Source organism: Streptomyces sp. NPDC001270, from assembly GCF_042896695.1.
Lineage (GTDB): Bacteria > Actinomycetota > Actinomycetes > Streptomycetales > Streptomycetaceae > Streptomyces.
In genome coordinates this window covers 211,885-229,746 of the sequence record NZ_JBIAXM010000011.1, presented here as the reverse complement: position 1 = coordinate 229,746, position 17,862 = coordinate 211,885, and the positions used below count along the sequence as shown (strand labels likewise).

Below are 17,862 nucleotides of genomic sequence, written 5' to 3'. Positions count from 1 at the left end.
CGCGCGGGTGGCCCGGTACAGCGGCGCGGTGAGCACCCGTGCAGCATCCCAGTGACTGTGACGGCTCCGCACGCACCCTCCCGCCTGAGGCGATGCCCAAGACCTGGGGCAAGATCACCGGCACCGTTCGAGCGGTCCTGCGACTTCCCTGGCCGGTCACTGACGTCCGAAGAACTCCACCTCGGCGATGGCGACCCGGCGGTCCTCCCGGGCGGCGTAGGCCGCGTTCACCGTCAGCCGCACCCGCGTCACGTCCGTCCCCCGGACGTCGAAGCTCTGCTGACCGGGCGCGTCGCTGAGGTTCAGGCTCTCGGTGGTGCGCTCGCCCTGCGAGGAGACCAGGGTGACGGTGATCCGCGACGGCCGTGCCTGGCCGAGGAACTCGTCCGGCTTCGTCGAACTCCCGGATGTGATCAGGAGTTTCTGCAAGCGCACCGGCCGTTCGAAGTCGGCCTCCAGATACTGCCCCGTGCCGGAGCCCGGGACGGCGGGCGCCCAGTAGCGGTTGCTGAGGCTGTCGAAGGCCGCCTGCGCCCGGTGGGACGGCGTCTGGCTGGAGGCGCGTACCTGCGCGGGGTGCAGCGGCTTCGGGTCACCGGCGTTGTCCTCCGCGAAGGTGAACAACTGGGTCAGCTGCGCGCGGGCGAACCAGGCCGCGACGAGGAGGACGACCAGCACCACCGGCAGCGTCAGCCGCGGCCGGCGCCACACCCGGCGCCCGGGTCTGCTTCCGGCGGCCAGCGGGCGCCGCTCGCGGCGCGGCAGGATCCGGCGCCACCAGGGCGGCCGGGGGGCCTGGACGGGGGGCCGCGCGGGATCGAGCAGTGCACCGCAGCGTACGCACAACCGCCGGTCGTGCGGATTCTCGGCACGGCAGTCCGGGCAGGGGCGGCCGGGGTGCCGCGGCGGGGTGTCCGGCCGGGGCGGTGCTTCGGGCGGTGGGTCCGCGGGGCTGCCGGTGCGATGGTCCGGTGCGTGGCCGGGCGGGTGCCGCGGCGGGTCGTCGGGCCGCCGCGGAGCGATGTCCGGGGGCGTGGCGGGCGGCGGCGGCCCCGTCCGCGCGGCGGGGGGTGCCGGCGTGGCCGGGGCGGTGGCGTCGGACGAGGGCGGGGCCGGCGGCGGCGCCTCGGGGGGCGGGGCGACGGCCGGGCCCGCGTCGGGAGCCGGCTGCCCGGTCCGCTCCTCGTCCTCCCACGCCAGAAACGCCTGGCAGGACGTGCAGAAGCGGGTACCGGGCGGATTGCGGTGGCCGCAGTCGGGACAGATCATCACGCACCCGCCCCGTCCGCCGCCACGACCTCCACCTCGTACCCGACGTGCGCGGGCACCTCGGTGGCCACCAGCCGCTCCAGCCGCGCCCGCGTCGACGCCACGGCCTGCGCGTCCGCCACTCGCAGCCGCACCCGCACCCGGGGCAGCGCCGAACCGGGCAGCGCCGACCCCGGCTCACCGGACCAGGACGTGGCGCCGCTCTCCCTGATCTCCGGTTCGATGCCCGTCTCCACCCGGATCGCCGCGGCCAGCCCCGCCCGGGTGCCCCGCTGACGGTGCCGGGCCACCGCACCGGCCACGACGGCGCGGCGCCGGCCGACCGGTCCTTCCCCGTCCGCCTCCGCCGCCACCCATCCCGCCAGCCACGCCAGCAGGTCCTCGGGCGCGGTGCGCGGATCCAGGTGTGCGGGCAGGTTGTCCAGGGTGAGCAGCACCGGCGCCAGCACCTCGTCCAGCGCGCTCAGGAACCCCTCGACGAAGGGCTGGTCCAGATAGACCGCGGGCAGCTGATGCAGCAGCGGGTGCGGCGTCGGCAGTCCGGGAAGTGGTCCGCGCACGTCATGCCTCCCTCACCCGCAGCTGGTGTTCATAGCTGAACACCAGTGCGTGCCGGTCGAGTTCGATCCTCGTGGCGGCCTCGCCGCGCTGTCCGGTGACCGGGTCCGCCGGGAACAGCCGGACGTCCTCGACCAGGTCGACCCCGGACACCCGTTGCAGCACTGCGAACACCTCCCCGGAGTGCACCGGCCGGCCGAACGGCCAGCCCGCACCCTCCGGCCCGCCGGTCAGCGGATTGAAGTAGCCGTACAGTGCGGCCAGCGCGGCGTCCCGCAACCGGTCGGCCGCCACCCCGCGGCCCGGCACCACCGAGGCGACCACGGTGACACCCTGGTAGTAGGGCGGCTCCACGACCAGCCGGGTGCCGATCGGGCGCCGCTCGTCCAGGTACGACGCGATCATCGCGAGGGTGTCCTGAGGCGGGATCAGCTCCTGGAACCTGATCCGCCCCTGCTCGTCGTTGCGACCGGCCGGCACCACCAACAGCCTTACGCCGCCCGCCTGTTCGGGTGACTCCCCGGTCCCGGCCGGGCCCGCCGGGACGCAGGCCACCCGGGCCGCGTCCGGCGCCACCTCGCGCGCCAGCAGCTCGTAGTCGCGCGGCACCACCGCCCGGTGCAGGGTGCGCAGCGTCATCGGCCCCCGCACCCGCGCGTTCTCCACCGTCTCGCCGTCCACCCCGCCCAGCGCCGGACGGCGGTTCTCCACCCGTGCCACGAACGGCAGCGAACTGCGCAGCACCCGCAGGGCACCCCGCGCCACGTTGCCCCGCCGTCCGCCGCCCGTACGGTAGGACCGCACCCGCACCGGGGCGCCCTTCGGCGGCACCGCGCCGTACAGCCGCAGCGAGCCGTCGGGCTCCCGCACGGCCGGGCCGAAGTCCACCTGGCCGGAGTTGGGGTCCAGGGTGATGTGCCGGTCGTACGGGGTGGAGTGCGCGAAGTCGTCCACCCGCGTCCACTCCGCCCAGCCGTGTCCCTCGGCCACCTCCACGATGAACGGCTCCTCGCCCGCCACCACCGGCGGCCGGGCCACCTGGAACCCCTGCCCGGCCACCCCCTCCGACAGGCCCAGAACCTCCGCCACGACGGTTTCGGCGTGCGCGGCCTCCACCGTGCCGCCGATCGTGAACGCACTCGCCCGACGGACCGTCGGGGACGCCACATAGGCGGGCTGGCCGGCCACGGCCTCCACCAGACGGCAGCGCAGCCAGCCGCCGGTGTGCGCGGCCACCACCGAGGTGGTGTGCGCGGCGGGCACGTGCAGGATGACCTCGCCGGCCTTGTTGAACCCGCCGGTGTCGTCCTTCTCGACCTCGCACACCGCCCAGGCGGCGCCGTCCCACGCCTCCCAGAGCAGCGGCGGGCGGCGCGGATCGACCCCGACGCCGTCCACCCGGCAGTCCAGGCGCAGCACCACCGCGCAGCCGGGCACCGGCTGGGACAGCCCGACGTACAGGCAGTCCCCGGGCGTGGGCGTGCTGCCAAAACACGGCACGTCGCGACCGAGGGCCAGCTCCTCCGACCGGTCGGCGGCCGTACCGCTGACCGGCCAGGTGACGAGCTGGGACAGCGCGCACGGCACGACCGACAGATCCCGGCCGGTGGTGAACACCACCGCCTCCTCGGTCTCGGTGCGCACGGTGGCCACCTCGGTCCCGGCCGCGACGCGCACGGTGTCGGGCTGCGGCGCGGACAGCCAGAACGTGGTCTGTGTGCGGGCGGCCGTCGGCGGGTACAACCGCACCCCGATGAGGTCCAGGAAGGCCAGGTAGTTCTTGTCCGGCACCCGGTTCAGCCGGTAGACGAGCTGGTCGACCATGGTGGCGAACGCCTCGATCAGCGTGACGCCCGGATCGGAGACGTTGTGGTCGGTCCACTCGGGGCAGCGCTGCTGCACCAGCCGCTTGGCCTCGTCCACCAGTTGCTGGAAGCGCCGGTCGTCCAGGTCGGGGCTGGGGAGCGTCATGGGGACCCCTCGCCGTCCGGGATCACATAGAACGGGAAGACCAGGTTGCGCGGATCGTTGGTACCGCGCACCGCGTACCCGATGTCGATGTAGAGCACCCCGTCGTCCGCCTCGTCGAACCGCACGGCGACGTCCGCCACCTCGATGCGCGGCTCCCACCGCTCCAGCGCGAGCCGTACCTCGTAGGCGAGCTGCCCTGCCGTGCCCGCGTCCGCGGGCGCGAACACGTAGTCGCCGAGCGCGCACCCGAATTCCGGGCGCATCGGCCGCTCACCGGGCGAGGTGGCCAGGATCAGCCGGATCGACTCCTCGATCTCCCGGTCGTCCCGGACCAGCGCGATGCTGCCGGTGGCGTCCGTGCGCGGCGGGAACGCCCACCCCGCGCCGATGAACTGCCGGCCCATGCCTCACCCTCCGATCTGCACGCTCGGGCACCCGGACGTGATCGGCGAGCCACAGCCCGCCGCGTCGCCCACCCGGGCGGCCGGCCGGCCGCCGATGAGCACACTGGAACTGCCGGGCGGGGCGAGGGCGGACGGGGCGTGCGCGGCGGGCGAGGAGCACTGGTGCGCGGTGCCCACCGTGGCCGCGGGCCGCCCGCCGATCAGCACCGTGGGTTCTCCGGTCGGGCCGATCACCCCGGGATGCCCGGTGGGATCGCCGACGCGTGCGGCTGCTGGCATGTGCTGAGCCCCCTGCCTGGTCCTCATCCGTCAGTGCCGTGCCGTTCAGTTGATGCGCACCATGGGCGCGTTGACGGTCAGCGTGCTGCCGCCCCTGAGTTCGGTGCGGGTGGTGCCGTCCACCGCCACCTGGTTGCCCCGCACCTCCACCGCGCCGCCGGTGGACAGCTTCACCTGGCCGGTGCCGCCGTCCACCTGGACCCCGGTGCGGGCCGTGAGCTTCACCGAGTCACCGGTCAGCTCCAGCGTGCCGCCGCCCGCGTCCAGCGCGACCCCGCTGCCCGCCTTGATCGAGACCTGCTCCTTCGCCTCGATCTCCACCGTGCCGTCGCTGTGCACCACGATGGTGGTGCCCCGGCGGTCGAGACTGATCCTCAACTTGCCGTCGCCCGTCACGAGCCGTACGCCCTGCGGGCCGTTCGCCGTGTCCAGCAGCTCCAGCTTGTTGCCGCCGCGGGAGCCGAACGCGCGCTTGTTGACGGCGCCGCTCGTGGGGTCGACGGCCTCCGCCTCCTGACCGTCCCCCTGGCCGCCCTGACCTCCGGCCTGCCCCGCCCCGCCCTGCTGCCCCGGCTTGTCCTGACCGTTGAAGAGACCGGCGAGTACATAGGGACGGTCCAGGTGCCCCTGCTCGAACCCGACCAGCACCTCGTCGCCGACCTCGGGGATGAACGCCTCCCCACCGCCGGTCCCGCCCGCCTGCGCGGTCCGCGCCCAGTCACTCGCGTACTCGTCGGACAGCCACGGGAACCGCACCTTGACCCGGCCCAGACCCTCCGGATCCTTGGTGTCCGTCACCGTGCCGTTCGCCAGCCCCGAACACCGGGAGCCCGCCCCGGTGCCGGCCCCCGGCCCGCCGCCGGTCAGCCCGAACAGCGAACGCTCCTGCTGCCCGGAGACCGTCACCCAGGTCTCGTAGCCGCGGACCGGATCGAACACGTGCCGCGAGGACGTCACCGTGTACCGGCCCGCGAAGGGCGCGCCCACCCCGGCCAGCGTGACCGCACCACCCGCCCGCACCTCGGGATTGCCCCGGATCACCGCCTCCAGTTCGGCGAACGACCCCGCGATCCGCGCGGCCAGCGACTTCGCCGCCTGGTCCACCCGGGCCTGGTTGTCGTACGGCGCGTCCGACACCACGAAGTCCGCCGCACCGAACGGCCGCGCCACCTCGGCGGCCGTCACCCCCAGCTCCAGGGTCGCCGTCCCACCCGCGTCGGCGCGGCCGACCAGCGGCTGCTTGGCCCGTACGTCCCAGCTCCGCACCTCGACCGCCGACACCTGCTCGGCGGCGGACACCCCGGCCCGGCAGCGCAGCAGGTTGTCGCCCATCTCCAGGACCAGGGGATCGCGGTCGGCCCGCGCGGACGTCTCCGGAGCGCCACCCGCCTCCGGGGGCTTGACGACGTGCAGCCGACCGTCCGTCACATGGATCTGCGCGCCCGCCTCCTCCACCAGTGCGCGCAGGAACTCCCAGTCGCTGACGTTCGGTTGGGCCACGTGCTCCAGCACCGGGCCCGCCACCTCCACCGTGCCCGGCTGCAGCCCCGCACGCCGCGCCACCCGGACGCAGATGTCGGCGAGCGTCATGTTCTGGTAGCCGGCCACCCGACGGCCGCGGAAGAGGCGGTGCGACTCGTCCAGCCCCCGCACCACCGTGAAGGTGCCCGTGTCGTCGATCTCCACCTCCAGCGCCGTCACGCTCCCGGTGAACAGCGGACGCGGCGAGGGACCGCCACCGGCGCCGGCCAGCAGCCGCACCTGGGTACCGATCCGCACGCCCGCCTGGTCCAGCAGCACCCGACCGGGGTCGCGGAAACGCAGCACGAACAGGTCCGGCAGCGTACGACTGTCGTCCACATACCCCTCGACCAGGGTGTTCGCCACAGCCGGCGGCAGCGGACGGCCGTCGAACTCCACCACCAGGACCTTGGCGACGCTCTGATTGACCATGACCGGCCTCACCGACCCCCGTCGTGTCCGTCGCCGCCCCCGCTGCGTTCCAGCTCGTCCGGCGCGGGAAGCAGCAACTCGCGCCCCTCGGGCAGACGCATCGGATCGTCGATCCCGTTCGCCTCCGCGATCGTCCGCCAGGCGGCCGGGTCGCCGTACTCGCGCCAGGCCAGCAGCGCCAGCGTGTCCCCGGCGCGCACCCGGTGCACGCGGCGCGCGTGCAGCGCTCCAGAGGTGGGGTTCTGACCCGGGGTCTCCCCGGTGATCTCCTCCATGGTGACCTGGCACACCGCCCGGATCGGCACGCCCGAGGTGGTGAACAGGGTGTACTTCGCCTGCACCTGGCTGACGTAACCGGGGAAGCCGGTGAGCCCGCCCCAGTGGAAGACCACCCAGGGCGGCGAGGCCCGCTGCTGCTGCCGCGTCTCGCTCGTCGGCACACAGCACGCGAACAGCTTCTCCACCGCGGTCACCACGCTGGTGTCCTGCGTGTCGCTCGCGTCGAAGAACATCTCCACCGTCAGCTTGCTGGGCTGCGGCCCCTGGTACTCGGGCGGTCCCGCGCTCTTCGCCCCCTTGGCCGGAGTCCGCTTCCAGGCCGCCGCCTTGGTCAGGGACAGTTCCTTGGGATTGAACTGGAAGTCGATCCGGCCGCAGGGCGCGCCCGGCGTCAGACTGCCACCCGGCGGCGGGGTGCGCAGCTCCAGGTACGCGTGCTCCAGCTTGGGCCTGGCACCGCCCTTGACGGCACTCGTCCCCGCGCCCGCCGCGCTGAACGCCACCGGAGAGCCCACCGCTCAGCCCTCCATCACATAGCCGTGGTGGGCGATCTCGATGGTCTCCGTCGCGACCTTGGGGGACTCCGGGTTGAACGCGGGACCGGTCCAGCGCACCGGCACCACCTCCAGCAGCCCCCACTGCGCCACCTTGCGGCCGTCGCCGGTACGCGCCTCGATGTGCGCCGTCCTGCGCTTGATGCCGGTGGTCATGCTCGCGAACCACTTGGCCACCTTCTCGGTGTCCCGGGTCAGCGGCCTGGACAGCTTGATGTTCGGGTACTTCAGGCGGGTGGGCAGTTGCCACAGGTGGCCGTTGTTGCCGCCCTCCTCGCGCTGTTCGAGCACCACCTCGCAGCCCAGGCCCTCACAGGTGTTGAACGAGCCCAGCTCGATGCCGTCCACGGTGACGACGAAGCAGACGCTGACCGCCGGGTCATCGGTCACGGACATGGCGTACCTCTTCTCTCCGCACTCGTCAGTGCCTGGTCTCTCGCCCCACTCGTCAGCGTCTCGTCAGTGCCAGGTGTCGATCAGCCGGCCGGCCCGTTCCCGGTCCAGCCGCAGTTCCGCCTTGAGCAGCCGGCTCAGCGGCGCGAACAGGGCCCGGACCAGTTCGTCGTCCACTTTCGGCGTGCCTCGCCCGGAGCCGCCGGACGCCGGGTCCTGAGTCTGCTCCCCGGCGGCGGTCGATGCGGTGCCCGAGCTGTCGGGAAGGGGTTCGGGCGCCGGCTCGGTGGACGCGGCCGGAGGATCGGGCGGGTCGGGCGGTTGCGGAGGCGGCGGCTCGGAACCGGACGCGTCACGCTGGACGGCCGGGGGGAGCGGCGGCGAGCCCGGCGGCGGCCCGTACGACAAGGGCCCCACGGCCGCAGCGGGCGGCGAGTGGAACACCACCGAGCCGTCCACCATGCGCTGGGCCACGCCCGCGGTGACGGCCACCGCACCGGCGTCCGGCAGCGAGCGGGACACCGTGGGGGCGGACGCCCGTGCGGCCGGCCGCACGGGAGCCGCCGCCGGAGCGACGGACCGCTGGGCGGACGGCACCGGGGAACGCGCCGGCGCCGCTCCCTCCGCAGGCGCCGGATCCGCTCCCGCCGTCACCGCCCGGCCGCCCTCCGGCCCGGACGACCACCTCAGCGGTACGACGCGCGGCCCGGCCGCTCCGGCGCGGGCATCCGGCGCGCCCTCCGCGGCCGACTCCAGCACCCCGGAGAAGAGCGGCACCGACCGCTGCGCGACGAGCGGCACCACGGGCTCCGCCGCCGGAGCCGGTTCGGCCGGCACCGGCGTTCCGTCGGCGGCGGCCCGCTGGATCCGTACGGGCAGGGCGGTGCCGGTGCCGGTGCCAGTGGTCGGCCGGCTCGGCTCCGGTGCTGGTGCTGGGCCGGGGTCCGTGGTGCGCACGACGAGCGGACCGTCGGCGAGCAGCGGCCTGGACGGCGGGTCCGCCGGCGGGGGGAACCCGGACTCGTCCGGAGGCAGGGGACCGCCGGTGCTCTCGGCGGGCTTCCGCTGGGCCGTGGGCGGCAACGCGCTCAACGGCTCGCCCAGGCCGAAGCCGTGCGGGCGCGCGGAACCCGGCTCCGTGACCCGCTGCACCGGCGGCGACGCCGACGAAGGCGCCGACGATACCGGGGGCGGGGGGCCCTCCGCTGCCGTAGCGGGCAGCGGCCCCTCGACCGGCACGCGGTCCAGCTGACGCAACGGCATGTCAGGAGACCGGGCCGAGAGCAAGGGCGCGGCCGTGCCCACGGCGTCCGTACCGCTCGCCCCGGATGCGGGGCGCGGGCCCTCGGACGCACCCGCACCCCCGGCTCGCTGCAACGGAACGACCGGGAGCCGCAGTTCACCGCCCGGACCCGACGGGCCCGACTCCCGCGTCCGGCCCGGGGCGTTCGGGCGCACCTCACGGCTCACCGTCGGCGCCCCGGCGGCCGGGCTCGGCGCCACGAGCCCGTGACCCAGCCCGGACGGCGCCTCCGGACTCACCAGATGGCCGAGCGGAGTGAAGAACGACGTGTCCCGCCAGGTGTCCAGGGAACCGCGGAACCCCACCGGATCCGTCACCAGGGCGGGCGCGCCCACCGTACGCTGCAACGGCGGCACCTCCCGCCACCCCGGGGCGCTCACCTCCGGCACGCTCGACGCGGCAGGGTTCTGCGCACCGCCGCCACGCCGGCGCCCTCCGGTCAGCCAGGCCGGCCATCCCATCCGCGTCACCGCTCGTTCAGCCGGGCGACGTGCTGGACGTACCGCAGCCGGTCCGGGTGCTCAAGGTCGAGGATCTGGTCGAGGGACCAGTGGAAGTGGTAGGCGAGGTACGCGACTTCCTCATGGAGCCGGTCGGTCGCGTACGTCATGATTCCCCCAGGCGACCACCACCGGACAGGTCCACCGCGAAGTGCTCCTGGCACGAGGGGCAGGTGACCGCGGCGCGGGTGTGCCCCTCGGCGTTGATCCGGCGGTAGAAGTCCTGGAGGAAGGCGAGGTCGGAGGCGAACAGGTCCTCGACGACGCCGGGGTGGACGTCCTCGATCGCGCCGAGCCGCACGACCACCCGCGAGATCAGCACCACCGACAGATAGGCGGAGTTCTCCCGGACCCGGTCGTCCCGCAGCGGCACCAGCTCGTCGCGCGCGGTCGCCAGCCGCATGACCCCGCTGCGGTGCACGGTCCCGGACTCGTCCACGTATCCGCGCGGCAGCTCGAAGGGGAACTCGGTGCGCAGCGTGTCGACGGACCCGCCGTGCTCCCCCTCCGTGCCGTTCTGCGCGGAAGCCGCGATCGTACGGCGCATCAGTCGACTTCCACGCTCTCGTAGGTGATCGACAGCTTCTCCGTCAGCACGGAGGTGTCACCCGCCTTGAGCGTGCTGATCTCCAGCGACTTGGGCCACGCGTTGATCAGCTTGTAGCGCTTGATCGGAATGCCCTCGTAGTCGTAGACGATGATCGAGCCGTTGCGGCGGGCGTTGACCATCTTCCCGAACCGGGAATCCTTGATCCACCGCTCGAAACTGTTGTCCTCCGTCAGACCGCGGGTGACGGTGACCTCACCGGCCTTGGGACGCCCCGGCAACTTCTTGATCGCATACTTGCCGTCGGCCGTGTTCTGCTTCAACTCGATGACGTCCTGCTCCATCTTCAGACCGCTGACCTCGGTGATCTGCTTGATGAGCACGCTGTCGAATTCGAGGCCGAAGGAATGTCCTACGGAACTGTCCAGCTCGGGGAGCGGCATGCCAGCCTCCTAGAATCCGTCCGTCGTGAGGGCCCTCGCAGCACTCACCGTCACTCGTCGATCCCGCCCGACCCCGCCGACAGCTGGGCGAGCCGGAACACCACGAACTCCGCCGGCTTGACCGGGGCCACCCCGACCTCGCAGATGACCTGGCCCGCCTCGATGGACTCCGGAGGGTTGGTCTCACGGTCGCACTTCACGTAGAACGCCTCGTCCGGGGTCAGCCCGAAGAGGGCGCCCTTGCGCCACTCGTTGACCAGGAACGCCGAGATGGTGCGCCGGATACGGGCCCACAGCGCGTCGTCGTTCGGCTCGAAGACCACCCACTGGGTGCCCGCGAGGATCGACTCCTCCAGGTAGTTGAAGAGCCGCCGGACATTGAGGTACCGCCACGACGCGTCGTCGGCGAGCGTGCGCGCACCCCATACCCGGATGCCGCGACCGGGGAAGGCACGGATGCAGTTGAGCCCGATGGGATTGAGGAGGTCGTGCTCGCCCTTGGTGATCTGCGTCTGCAACCCGACCGCGCCGCGCAGCACTTCGTTCGCCGGCGCCTTGTGCACCCCGCGCGTCTCGTCGTTGCGCGCCCAGACCCCCGCGACATGCCCGCTCGGCGGCACGAAGGAGTCGCGGCCCACAGCCGGGTCGAACACCTTGATCCACGGGTAGTAGAGCGTGGCGTACTTGGAGTCGAAACCGGTCGTCTCCTGCCGCCACGACTTGATCTGACGCGGACTCAGTCCGGGCGGCGGATCGAGGATGGCGATACGGTCACCCATCGCCTCGCAGTGGGTGATCAGCCCGCGCTGCACCGAGACGACCGTCTCAAGGTCCAGCGCCCCCCGCTGGTAGGCGCTCATCAGGTCGGGCGCGGCCACCATCGTGACCTCTTCGACGGCCTCCAGACCGCCGAACCCGGTGCGCCGGTCGGGATCGCCGACGTACGAGTCCGTCGACAACGTGCCGGGCACCGCGACGGCCCCCGCGCCCGGCCCGGCTCCGGGCGCCGCCGCCAGCGTCACGGACTGCACCTCCGGCCGGGCCGGCGCGGCCCCCTTGCCGGACTCCTCCAGCCGGATGAGCCCGGACCGGGCCCTGACCTGGGTGGCGACATTGTCCTTGCTGCGCTTGGTGGTCACGGACGGATACGTCTCGGCGACCTCCCCGTCCCGCTTGACGACCAGAGTGAAGACGTCCTGCGGCGGATCCTCGCCCTCGGGGTCGGCGACCTCGACGGTGATCTCACCGGTGACGCCGGGCAGCGCCTTGACGACATACGGTCCGAGCCGCGCCGTGGACCCCGCGGCCCCCTCCTTCGCCGCTCGCGCACCGGCCTCGTCCTGATCCTCCTCCGCGCCGCCGATCCGTACGACGTAGCAGATCCCGCCGCCGTTGGCGAAGTACCCGTAGACGGAGGAGGCGAGATAGGTCCCCTCGACGAAGTCACCGAAGACGGTAGTGAACTGCGTCCAGTTGGTGATCAGCGTCGGCTCGTGGAACGGGCCCTTCTGCGCGAACCCGATGAAGGCGGCGACCGAGGTGCCGACCCCCTCGATCGGCCGCGACCCGGACTCCACCTCTTCGACGTAGACGCCCGGGGACAGGTACGACGGCATGTGAGTCTCTCCTTGGCCGGGGAACGCCCGCAATTCTCGCCACCGGTGCGATCACCGGGAACGGACACACGGCCGCCCACCCGTGCACCGGCCACTGCCCGATGAGGCAACGCCTTCGTGCTGTTCGGCCCAGCAGGCGCTGCCCCCACCCGTGTCCTCCCGCACTGCGTACCCCGTTCACCGCCCCCGGACCCTGGTGCGACGGCAGGGCCATGCGCGTCGCGTGCCGGCTGTCCGGGGAAGTGGTGGGCCGGGAGGGCGGATGAAGGCGGTTCCGGAGAAGGACCCCGGCGCTGCCCGTGCCAGGACCACTCCTGCGAGTACGGACGTCTCCCGTACGACGGCGCCACCGGAACGCCCGCCGGGCGACCGCCCCGCCCCCGCACCCGGCCCGCGCGACCTGCAGCGGCTGCAGCGCGCGGCGGGCAATGCCGCGGTGTCGCGTCTGGTGGCACAGCGTTACACCGCCCCGGTGAAGCCGTCTCCGGCGCAGGCGGCCGGGTTCCGCAAGGTCAAGGCCGACGTGGCGGCCAAACGCGCGAAGATCGCCGTCCACGCCCCCGCCGCGGCCGAGTCGAAGTCGGCGCAGGACGCGGCGGTGGCGCCGCCGGACGACAAGGAGGCGCAGGGCAAGGCGGCGAACGCGGAGAAGATGAACGCGGCGAAGCCGGGCGAGTTCAACAAACAAGCCTTCATCGACGCCGTGAACAAGGCGATCGAGGCGCAGGCGCCGAAGAACCTCGACGACGCCGACAAGTTCTCCAAGTCCGGCAAGGCCGACAAGATCAAGGACGAGGTCGACGGCAAGGTCTCCGACGGCAAGGAGTCCTCGGCCAAGGACATCGACACGGCGACGAAGGCCCCGCCGGACACGTCGGCGGCCAAGGACAAACAGATCACCCCGATGTCCCCGGACCAGCCCCCGCCCAACCCGGGCGCGCCGTCCGCGACGGATGCGATCCCTGAGAAGCAGCCCGCTTCCGTGACCGACTTCTCCGAAGGTCCGGCGCAGAACGACCAGGCGTTGGCGGACGCGGAGGTCACCGAGGACCAGCTCGCCAAGGGCAACGAACCGGAGTTCGACCAGGCCCTGTCCGCGAAGAAGACCGCCGAAGCGGACTCCGTCAAAGCCCCCGCGAAGGGCCGGGCGGCCGAGGCCCAGCAACTCTCCAGCGCGAAGGCGGGGGCGGCGGCCTCCGGCGCCCAGGCGATGAACGCGCTGACCGCGACCCGTGCGTCGGCGGGCAAGCAGGTCGACGGCGGGAAGGGCGAGACGAAGTCGAAGGACGAAAAACGGCGGGCCGAGGTCACGGCCAAGCTGCAGAAGGTCTACGACTCCACGAAGAAGGACGTGGAGGAGACCCTGTCCGGTCTGGACAAGAAGGTCGACACCGCGTTCACGACGGGGGAGAAGGCGGCGCGGGACGCGTTCACCGCGGACCACAAACGCCGGATGAAGGCGTACAAGGACAAGCGGTATTCGGGCTGGACGGGCAAGGCCCGCTGGGTCAAGGACAAGTTCGCCGGCCTGCCGGAGGAGGCCAACAACCTCTACCAGGAGGCCCGCAAGCTCTACGTCGCGAAGATGCAGACGGTCATCTCCTCGGTCGCCGACGTCATCGGCGCCGAACTCGGCCGGGCGAAGGCCCGCATCGCCAGGGGCCGCACCGAACTGAAGGCCGAGGTCGACAAACTCCCCGCCGACCTGCGCCAGTTCGGCGAGGACGCCGCGAAGGACTTCGCCGGGAAGTTCGACGACCTCGAAGCAACGGTCAACGAGAAGTCCGAACAACTGGTGCAGGACCTGGCCCAGAAGTACACGGCGGCCCTGAACAAGGTCGACGAGGAGATCAAGAAGCTCCAGGAAGCCAACAAGGGCCTGATCGACAAGGCGAAGGACGCAATCGTCGGCGTCATCAAGACGATCAACGAACTGAAGAACCTCCTCCTCGGCATCCTCGCCAAGGCCGCCTCCGCCATCATGAAGATCATCAAGGACCCGATCGGGTTCCTCGGGAACCTGGTACACGCGGTCGGCGCGGGCCTCAACCTGTTCGTCACCAACGTCGCCGAGCACCTCAAGACCGGGGTCGTGTCCTGGCTGCTGGGCACCGCGGTCAAGGCCGGCCTCGAACTCCCGCAGAAGTTCGACCTCAAGGGCATCATCCAGCTCATCGCCTCCCTCCTGGGCCTGACCTGGGCCAACATCCGCGCCCGCATCACCCGCAAGGGCGTCCCCGACCAGGCCGTGTCCGCCGTAGAACAGTCCGTCCCAGTCGCCCAGAACCTCGCCCGCGAAGGCCCGGCGGGCGCGGTCAAGGAAATCACCGAAGAGGCCGGCGATCTCAAGGCCACCATCCTCGAAAAACTCACCAGCTATCTGATCCCCACGGTCATCATCGCGGGCATCACCTGGATCATCTCCCTCCTCAACCCCGCCTCCGCGTTCGTCCGCGCGGTCAAGGGAATCATCGACATCGTCACGTTCATCGTGAACCAGGGCGCCCAGATCGTGGAGTTCGTCAACGCGGTCCTGGACGCGGTCATCGCGATCGCCAACGGGGGTTCGGCGGGCGTCCCCAAGATGGTCGAAACGGCCCTGGCCGCTTCCGTCCCCCTCCTCATCGGCTTCTTGGCCTCACTTCTCGGCATCGGCTCGCTTGCCAACAAGGTCAAATCCGTCTTCCACGCTGTGGCTCGCCCGGTGAACCGCGCTATCGACAAGATCGTCGGCTTTATCGTCAGGGCAGGAAAAGCCCTCTGGAAAAAGATCAAGGGTAAGAATAACGGCAAAGATCAGGGCAGCCGAAAAGACGAGAGAAAGCCCGAGGAGAAACGGAAAGACCTGCAAAGTGGGCTTGATGCGGCAGACCGACTCGCAATCAAAAAACTCCCCATCGAGGAAATAGAACCCAAACTTCCGCCAATTAAACGGCAGTACAACATGGCAGAGTTGAAGGCGGTGATCGACAGCAAGTCAGAAATCGACCAGAAAATTCACTTCGAGGGGAAGGTTAACCCTGGAGGTCAATCAACCCCCAGAACTATTCCTCTCAGGGAATACAAGAAATATAACGCAAAGAGCCTCGGTGGAGATCATTTTACCGGCCTCTTCTCCGACTTCCCCGCCGCGGCAAAAAGCTTGTATGCAACCGTCACCAGTACCACGAAACACCCGGCAAATGAAGAGTACGGGCATCCCAATGGAACTGTGCCGTTCCCGGGGGTAGGTACCGGAAGTGACAGGTATACCGTCACCGACAAAAAGACTCCTGGTAACGCAAACACGAAAAAATGGCAAGGCGCCATGGATTCTCGGCGCGACAAGATAAAGAAAGAACTCAAAAAGAAGAATCCGAGTCAGTCCAAGGACTGGATAAACAAAACGGCAATGGCCCAGGTGGAAAGGGAGATTAATGCGAAGTATGGAAATAGGTACAATGGAATGCAGTGGCAGGACTTCTATCTCGTGGGGTGGAACGAGCATCACATTCACCCTGCCAACTGGGATGGTCATGAGACATCCGGGCAGAATCTCATCTACATTACGGTGACCGAGCACTATCCATTCACTACTTATTTTGCCGACCGAAAAAACGATATCACGAATGAACTGAAGTCACAGGAGGGTCAATCCACATGAACCTCGACGACTTGGTCCAGGAAGCGCAGGGGGAAGGAGTCGGTGCCACCGCCGCCGCCGAGGAAATCGGCAGAATCGGGCCACGCGCTCTCCCGTCAATCCTTGATGCCTTGGATGAGCCATGGCCCAAGGCCGGTCAACTGGGACTCGCACTTGAGAAGATTTACTCCTCGTCGAGCCTGGATGTGATTGAAGAAGCCTTGGATTCCGATATCGATTTGGCATTCGAGGCAGCTGTCAAAACTGTCTGCTCACGGGAAGGCGAACGAGAAACGCATCTGCTGATCTCGCGCTTGACGGACGCCGAAGAACTGGTGACACGACGCGCTCAAATCGCCGAAGCTTGCGGGTACTCAAAAAATTCCAACCTTATCCTCCCCTTGGAGACAACTCTCGATCAGTCACTGATTCTTGAAAGGGAGGAAGATGAACCGCCGAGGCTGATAGTAGCCTGCGTTGTCGCCCTAGCCAGACATGGACGATTCCAGTCCGGGTCTGAATTGATCCCGCTCGTGACCGATCCTTTCCCTCCTACACGTGCGCTGGCCGCAGAGGCATTTCTCATCGCAATTTCAACAGGTATGATTTCGTTGCTCTCTGGGCTGGTGACCGACGTGGATTACGACGTTCGCCTGCTAGCGATCGAGGCGCTGTCTATGATTGGCCTCCCTGCCTGCGTCGGTGCTCTGACACCCGCACTAAAGCACGAGGATAATACCGCACGGAACAATTGTCGAATTTCGATAAACGACATTCTGGGGACGGATTTTCCTGACCGGTCAGAGAGTTACGATCGTGCGATCGTTGATTATTGGCGTGAGAATGTTACACGCTTCGATCCGCGCAAGCGCTACCGCAACGGCGTTCCTGCAACCGTTTCACAACTTATCGATCGACTGGCCCCGCAAAATCCAAGATGCGCAGAGGCGTGTCGGGAGATCACGTTTCTCACTGGCTATCAATTGAATCCTGGGGAAGTGCTAGGAGAAACTGTTCAAGTTGAACTTCTCGATCATTTTAGCTCACCCGGAGTCATCTACAGATGGGGGCGCGAAGTTCACGCTGATCAGATCCTTTAAAGATCGCCCGATGTTGCACGAGCAACGTCCACGAACTCAGTTTTGGCTCGCCCAGCGGACTGTGGCGGCTCCGGCCGGCCGAGTACCTCCGGCTCCTCCGCCCGTATCGCCTGGGCTCGAAGACATCCTGGGCCGGCGCGCCCTCATGCCTCGGCGTCCGCCCGCAGGAAGTCCTCCACCACCCGGATCAGGTCCAGCGGGGTCTCGTCCATCGCGTAGTGGCCGCACGACGGCAGCTCCGCCAGTTCGGCCCGCAGGAACCAGCGCATCCAGGTGGCCCGCTGCAACTCGGCGGACAGGGCAGGGTCCAGGGCGCCCACGACGGCGAGGGCGGGCACGGGCGAACCATCGATCTGGTCGTGGAAGTCCTCGCCCGCCCAGGAATCCAGCCAGGCCCGGAACGCCTTGGCGTCGCTGCGTTCGACCGAGCGGCGCACCATGCGGTCCAGCCAGCCTGCCGGGCGCCGACCCCCGGTGGTGGTGTCGAGGATGATCCGCCGGTTCTGCGGGGTGTGTGCCGCCGCGGCGAAGAGTTCCCACTGCTCGGGCGGGAGGGGGAGGCCGGACGCGGGGACCGGCGACACTCCCACGATTCTGCGCACCCGCTCGGGCGCGGCGGCCAGCGTCCGCTGGATGACGGAGCCGCCCATCGAGTGACCGATCAGCGAGAATCGCTCCCAGCCGAGCCGGTCGGCCAGCGCGAGCACATCCTTGGCTCCCTCGGCCGTGGTGTACGAGCCGACAACGTCCCGGGCTTCGCCGTATCCGCGCAGGTCCACCACCGCGTACTGGAACGAACCGAGGTCGAGGTCCGGCAGCACGGGGGCGTAGGCGGAGCGGTCGGCGAGCCAGCCGTGCACCGCGATCACTTTGTGAGGGCCGTCGCCGTGCAGTTCATGGGGCAGGACAGACAATGCGGTCACGCTGGCTCCCGTCGCCGTACGGAGACAAACCGGTCGGTCACCGGCCGACCCTGGACCACGGTCGTGCCAACTCCGAGTCCGCGCAAGGGGCCGGGCTGAGGGTCCACCGTCTTGCCGCAGAAAGCGCGACCTTCTCCTACTTCATGTA

16 protein-coding genes are annotated in these 17,862 nt (G+C 69.9%); 2 read left to right on the top strand and 14 right to left on the bottom strand.

Features of this window, described 5'->3' with window-relative positions; all coding sequences use genetic code 11:
- Window positions 1-156 precede the first annotated feature (156 nt).
- From ACFY2B_RS20585 to ACFY2B_RS20525, 13 genes are all read right to left on the bottom strand, one after another.
- Window positions 157-1,269: an NADase-type glycan-binding domain-containing protein gene (locus ACFY2B_RS20585; RefSeq protein ID WP_390764525.1), complete on the bottom strand. Its 1,113-nt coding sequence runs from the start codon at window positions 1,267-1,269 to the stop codon at window positions 157-159.
- The gene (locus ACFY2B_RS20580; protein ID WP_390764524.1) at window positions 1,269-1,829 is read right to left on the bottom strand and encodes a phage tail protein; all 561 of its coding nucleotides are present in this window, start codon (window positions 1,827-1,829) and stop codon (window positions 1,269-1,271) included. Before ACFY2B_RS20580 ends, ACFY2B_RS20585 begins: the two co-directional genes overlap by 1 nt.
- 1 nt (window position 1,830) lies before the next feature.
- Complete coding sequence (locus tag ACFY2B_RS20575; protein WP_390764523.1) at window positions 1,831-3,798, bottom strand: putative baseplate assembly protein; 1,968 nt, start codon at window positions 3,796-3,798, stop codon at window positions 1,831-1,833.
- Window positions 3,795-4,202: a GPW/gp25 family protein gene (locus ACFY2B_RS20570; protein ID WP_390764522.1), complete on the bottom strand. Its 408-nt coding sequence runs from the start codon at window positions 4,200-4,202 to the stop codon at window positions 3,795-3,797. The genes ACFY2B_RS20575 and ACFY2B_RS20570 overlap by 4 nt, the downstream gene beginning before the upstream one ends.
- A 3-nt stretch (window positions 4,203-4,205) precedes the next feature.
- Complete coding sequence (locus ACFY2B_RS20565) at window positions 4,206-4,481, bottom strand: PAAR domain-containing protein (RefSeq protein ID WP_390764521.1); 276 nt, start codon at window positions 4,479-4,481, stop codon at window positions 4,206-4,208.
- 45 nt (window positions 4,482-4,526) lie between these two features.
- The gene (locus tag ACFY2B_RS20560) at window positions 4,527-6,434 is read right to left on the bottom strand and encodes a VgrG-related protein (RefSeq protein WP_390764520.1); all 1,908 of its coding nucleotides are present in this window, start codon (window positions 6,432-6,434) and stop codon (window positions 4,527-4,529) included.
- 8 nt (window positions 6,435-6,442) lie between these two features.
- Window positions 6,443-7,228 (bottom strand): LysM peptidoglycan-binding domain-containing protein, encoded by a 786-nt coding sequence (locus tag ACFY2B_RS20555; RefSeq protein ID WP_390764519.1) that lies wholly within the window; start codon window positions 7,226-7,228, stop codon window positions 6,443-6,445.
- A gap of 3 nt (window positions 7,229-7,231) precedes the next feature.
- A complete protein-coding gene (locus ACFY2B_RS20550; RefSeq protein ID WP_376530681.1) occupies window positions 7,232-7,663 on the bottom strand; it encodes a phage tail protein in 432 nt (143 codons plus the stop codon).
- 63 nt (window positions 7,664-7,726) lie between these two features.
- Window positions 7,727-9,343, bottom strand: coding sequence for a hypothetical protein (locus tag ACFY2B_RS20545; RefSeq protein WP_390764518.1), 1,617 nt, complete (start codon window positions 9,341-9,343; stop codon window positions 7,727-7,729).
- A gap of 86 nt (window positions 9,344-9,429) precedes the next feature.
- Entirely contained in the window at window positions 9,430-9,573 is a 144-nt protein-coding gene (locus ACFY2B_RS20540) for a DUF6760 family protein (RefSeq protein WP_389020040.1), read from the bottom strand.
- Window positions 9,570-10,010 (bottom strand): hypothetical protein, encoded by a 441-nt coding sequence (locus ACFY2B_RS20535; protein WP_390764517.1) that lies wholly within the window; start codon window positions 10,008-10,010, stop codon window positions 9,570-9,572. The genes ACFY2B_RS20540 and ACFY2B_RS20535 overlap by 4 nt, the downstream gene beginning before the upstream one ends.
- Entirely contained in the window at window positions 10,010-10,453 is a 444-nt protein-coding gene (locus ACFY2B_RS20530; RefSeq protein WP_189820284.1) for a phage tail protein, read from the bottom strand. The genes ACFY2B_RS20535 and ACFY2B_RS20530 overlap by 1 nt, the downstream gene beginning before the upstream one ends.
- 50 nt (window positions 10,454-10,503) lie before the next feature.
- Window positions 10,504-12,069: a phage tail sheath family protein gene (locus ACFY2B_RS20525; RefSeq protein ID WP_390764516.1), complete on the bottom strand. Its 1,566-nt coding sequence runs from the start codon at window positions 12,067-12,069 to the stop codon at window positions 10,504-10,506.
- Between the two features lie 262 nt (window positions 12,070-12,331).
- Between ACFY2B_RS20525 and ACFY2B_RS20520 the strand changes: the two genes are divergently transcribed.
- Window positions 12,332-15,712, top strand: a complete 3,381-nt coding sequence (locus tag ACFY2B_RS20520) for a hypothetical protein (RefSeq protein WP_390764515.1) — start codon at window positions 12,332-12,334, stop codon at window positions 15,710-15,712.
- Complete coding sequence (locus ACFY2B_RS20515; protein ID WP_390764514.1) at window positions 15,709-16,791, top strand: HEAT repeat domain-containing protein; 1,083 nt, start codon at window positions 15,709-15,711, stop codon at window positions 16,789-16,791. The genes ACFY2B_RS20520 and ACFY2B_RS20515 overlap by 4 nt, the downstream gene beginning before the upstream one ends.
- A gap of 143 nt (window positions 16,792-16,934) precedes the next feature.
- On the opposite strand, the gene ACFY2B_RS20510 is transcribed toward ACFY2B_RS20515, so the two are convergent.
- Window positions 16,935-17,714, bottom strand: coding sequence for an alpha/beta fold hydrolase (locus ACFY2B_RS20510; RefSeq protein WP_390764513.1), 780 nt, complete (start codon window positions 17,712-17,714; stop codon window positions 16,935-16,937).
- Window positions 17,715-17,862: the final 148 nt, after the last annotated feature.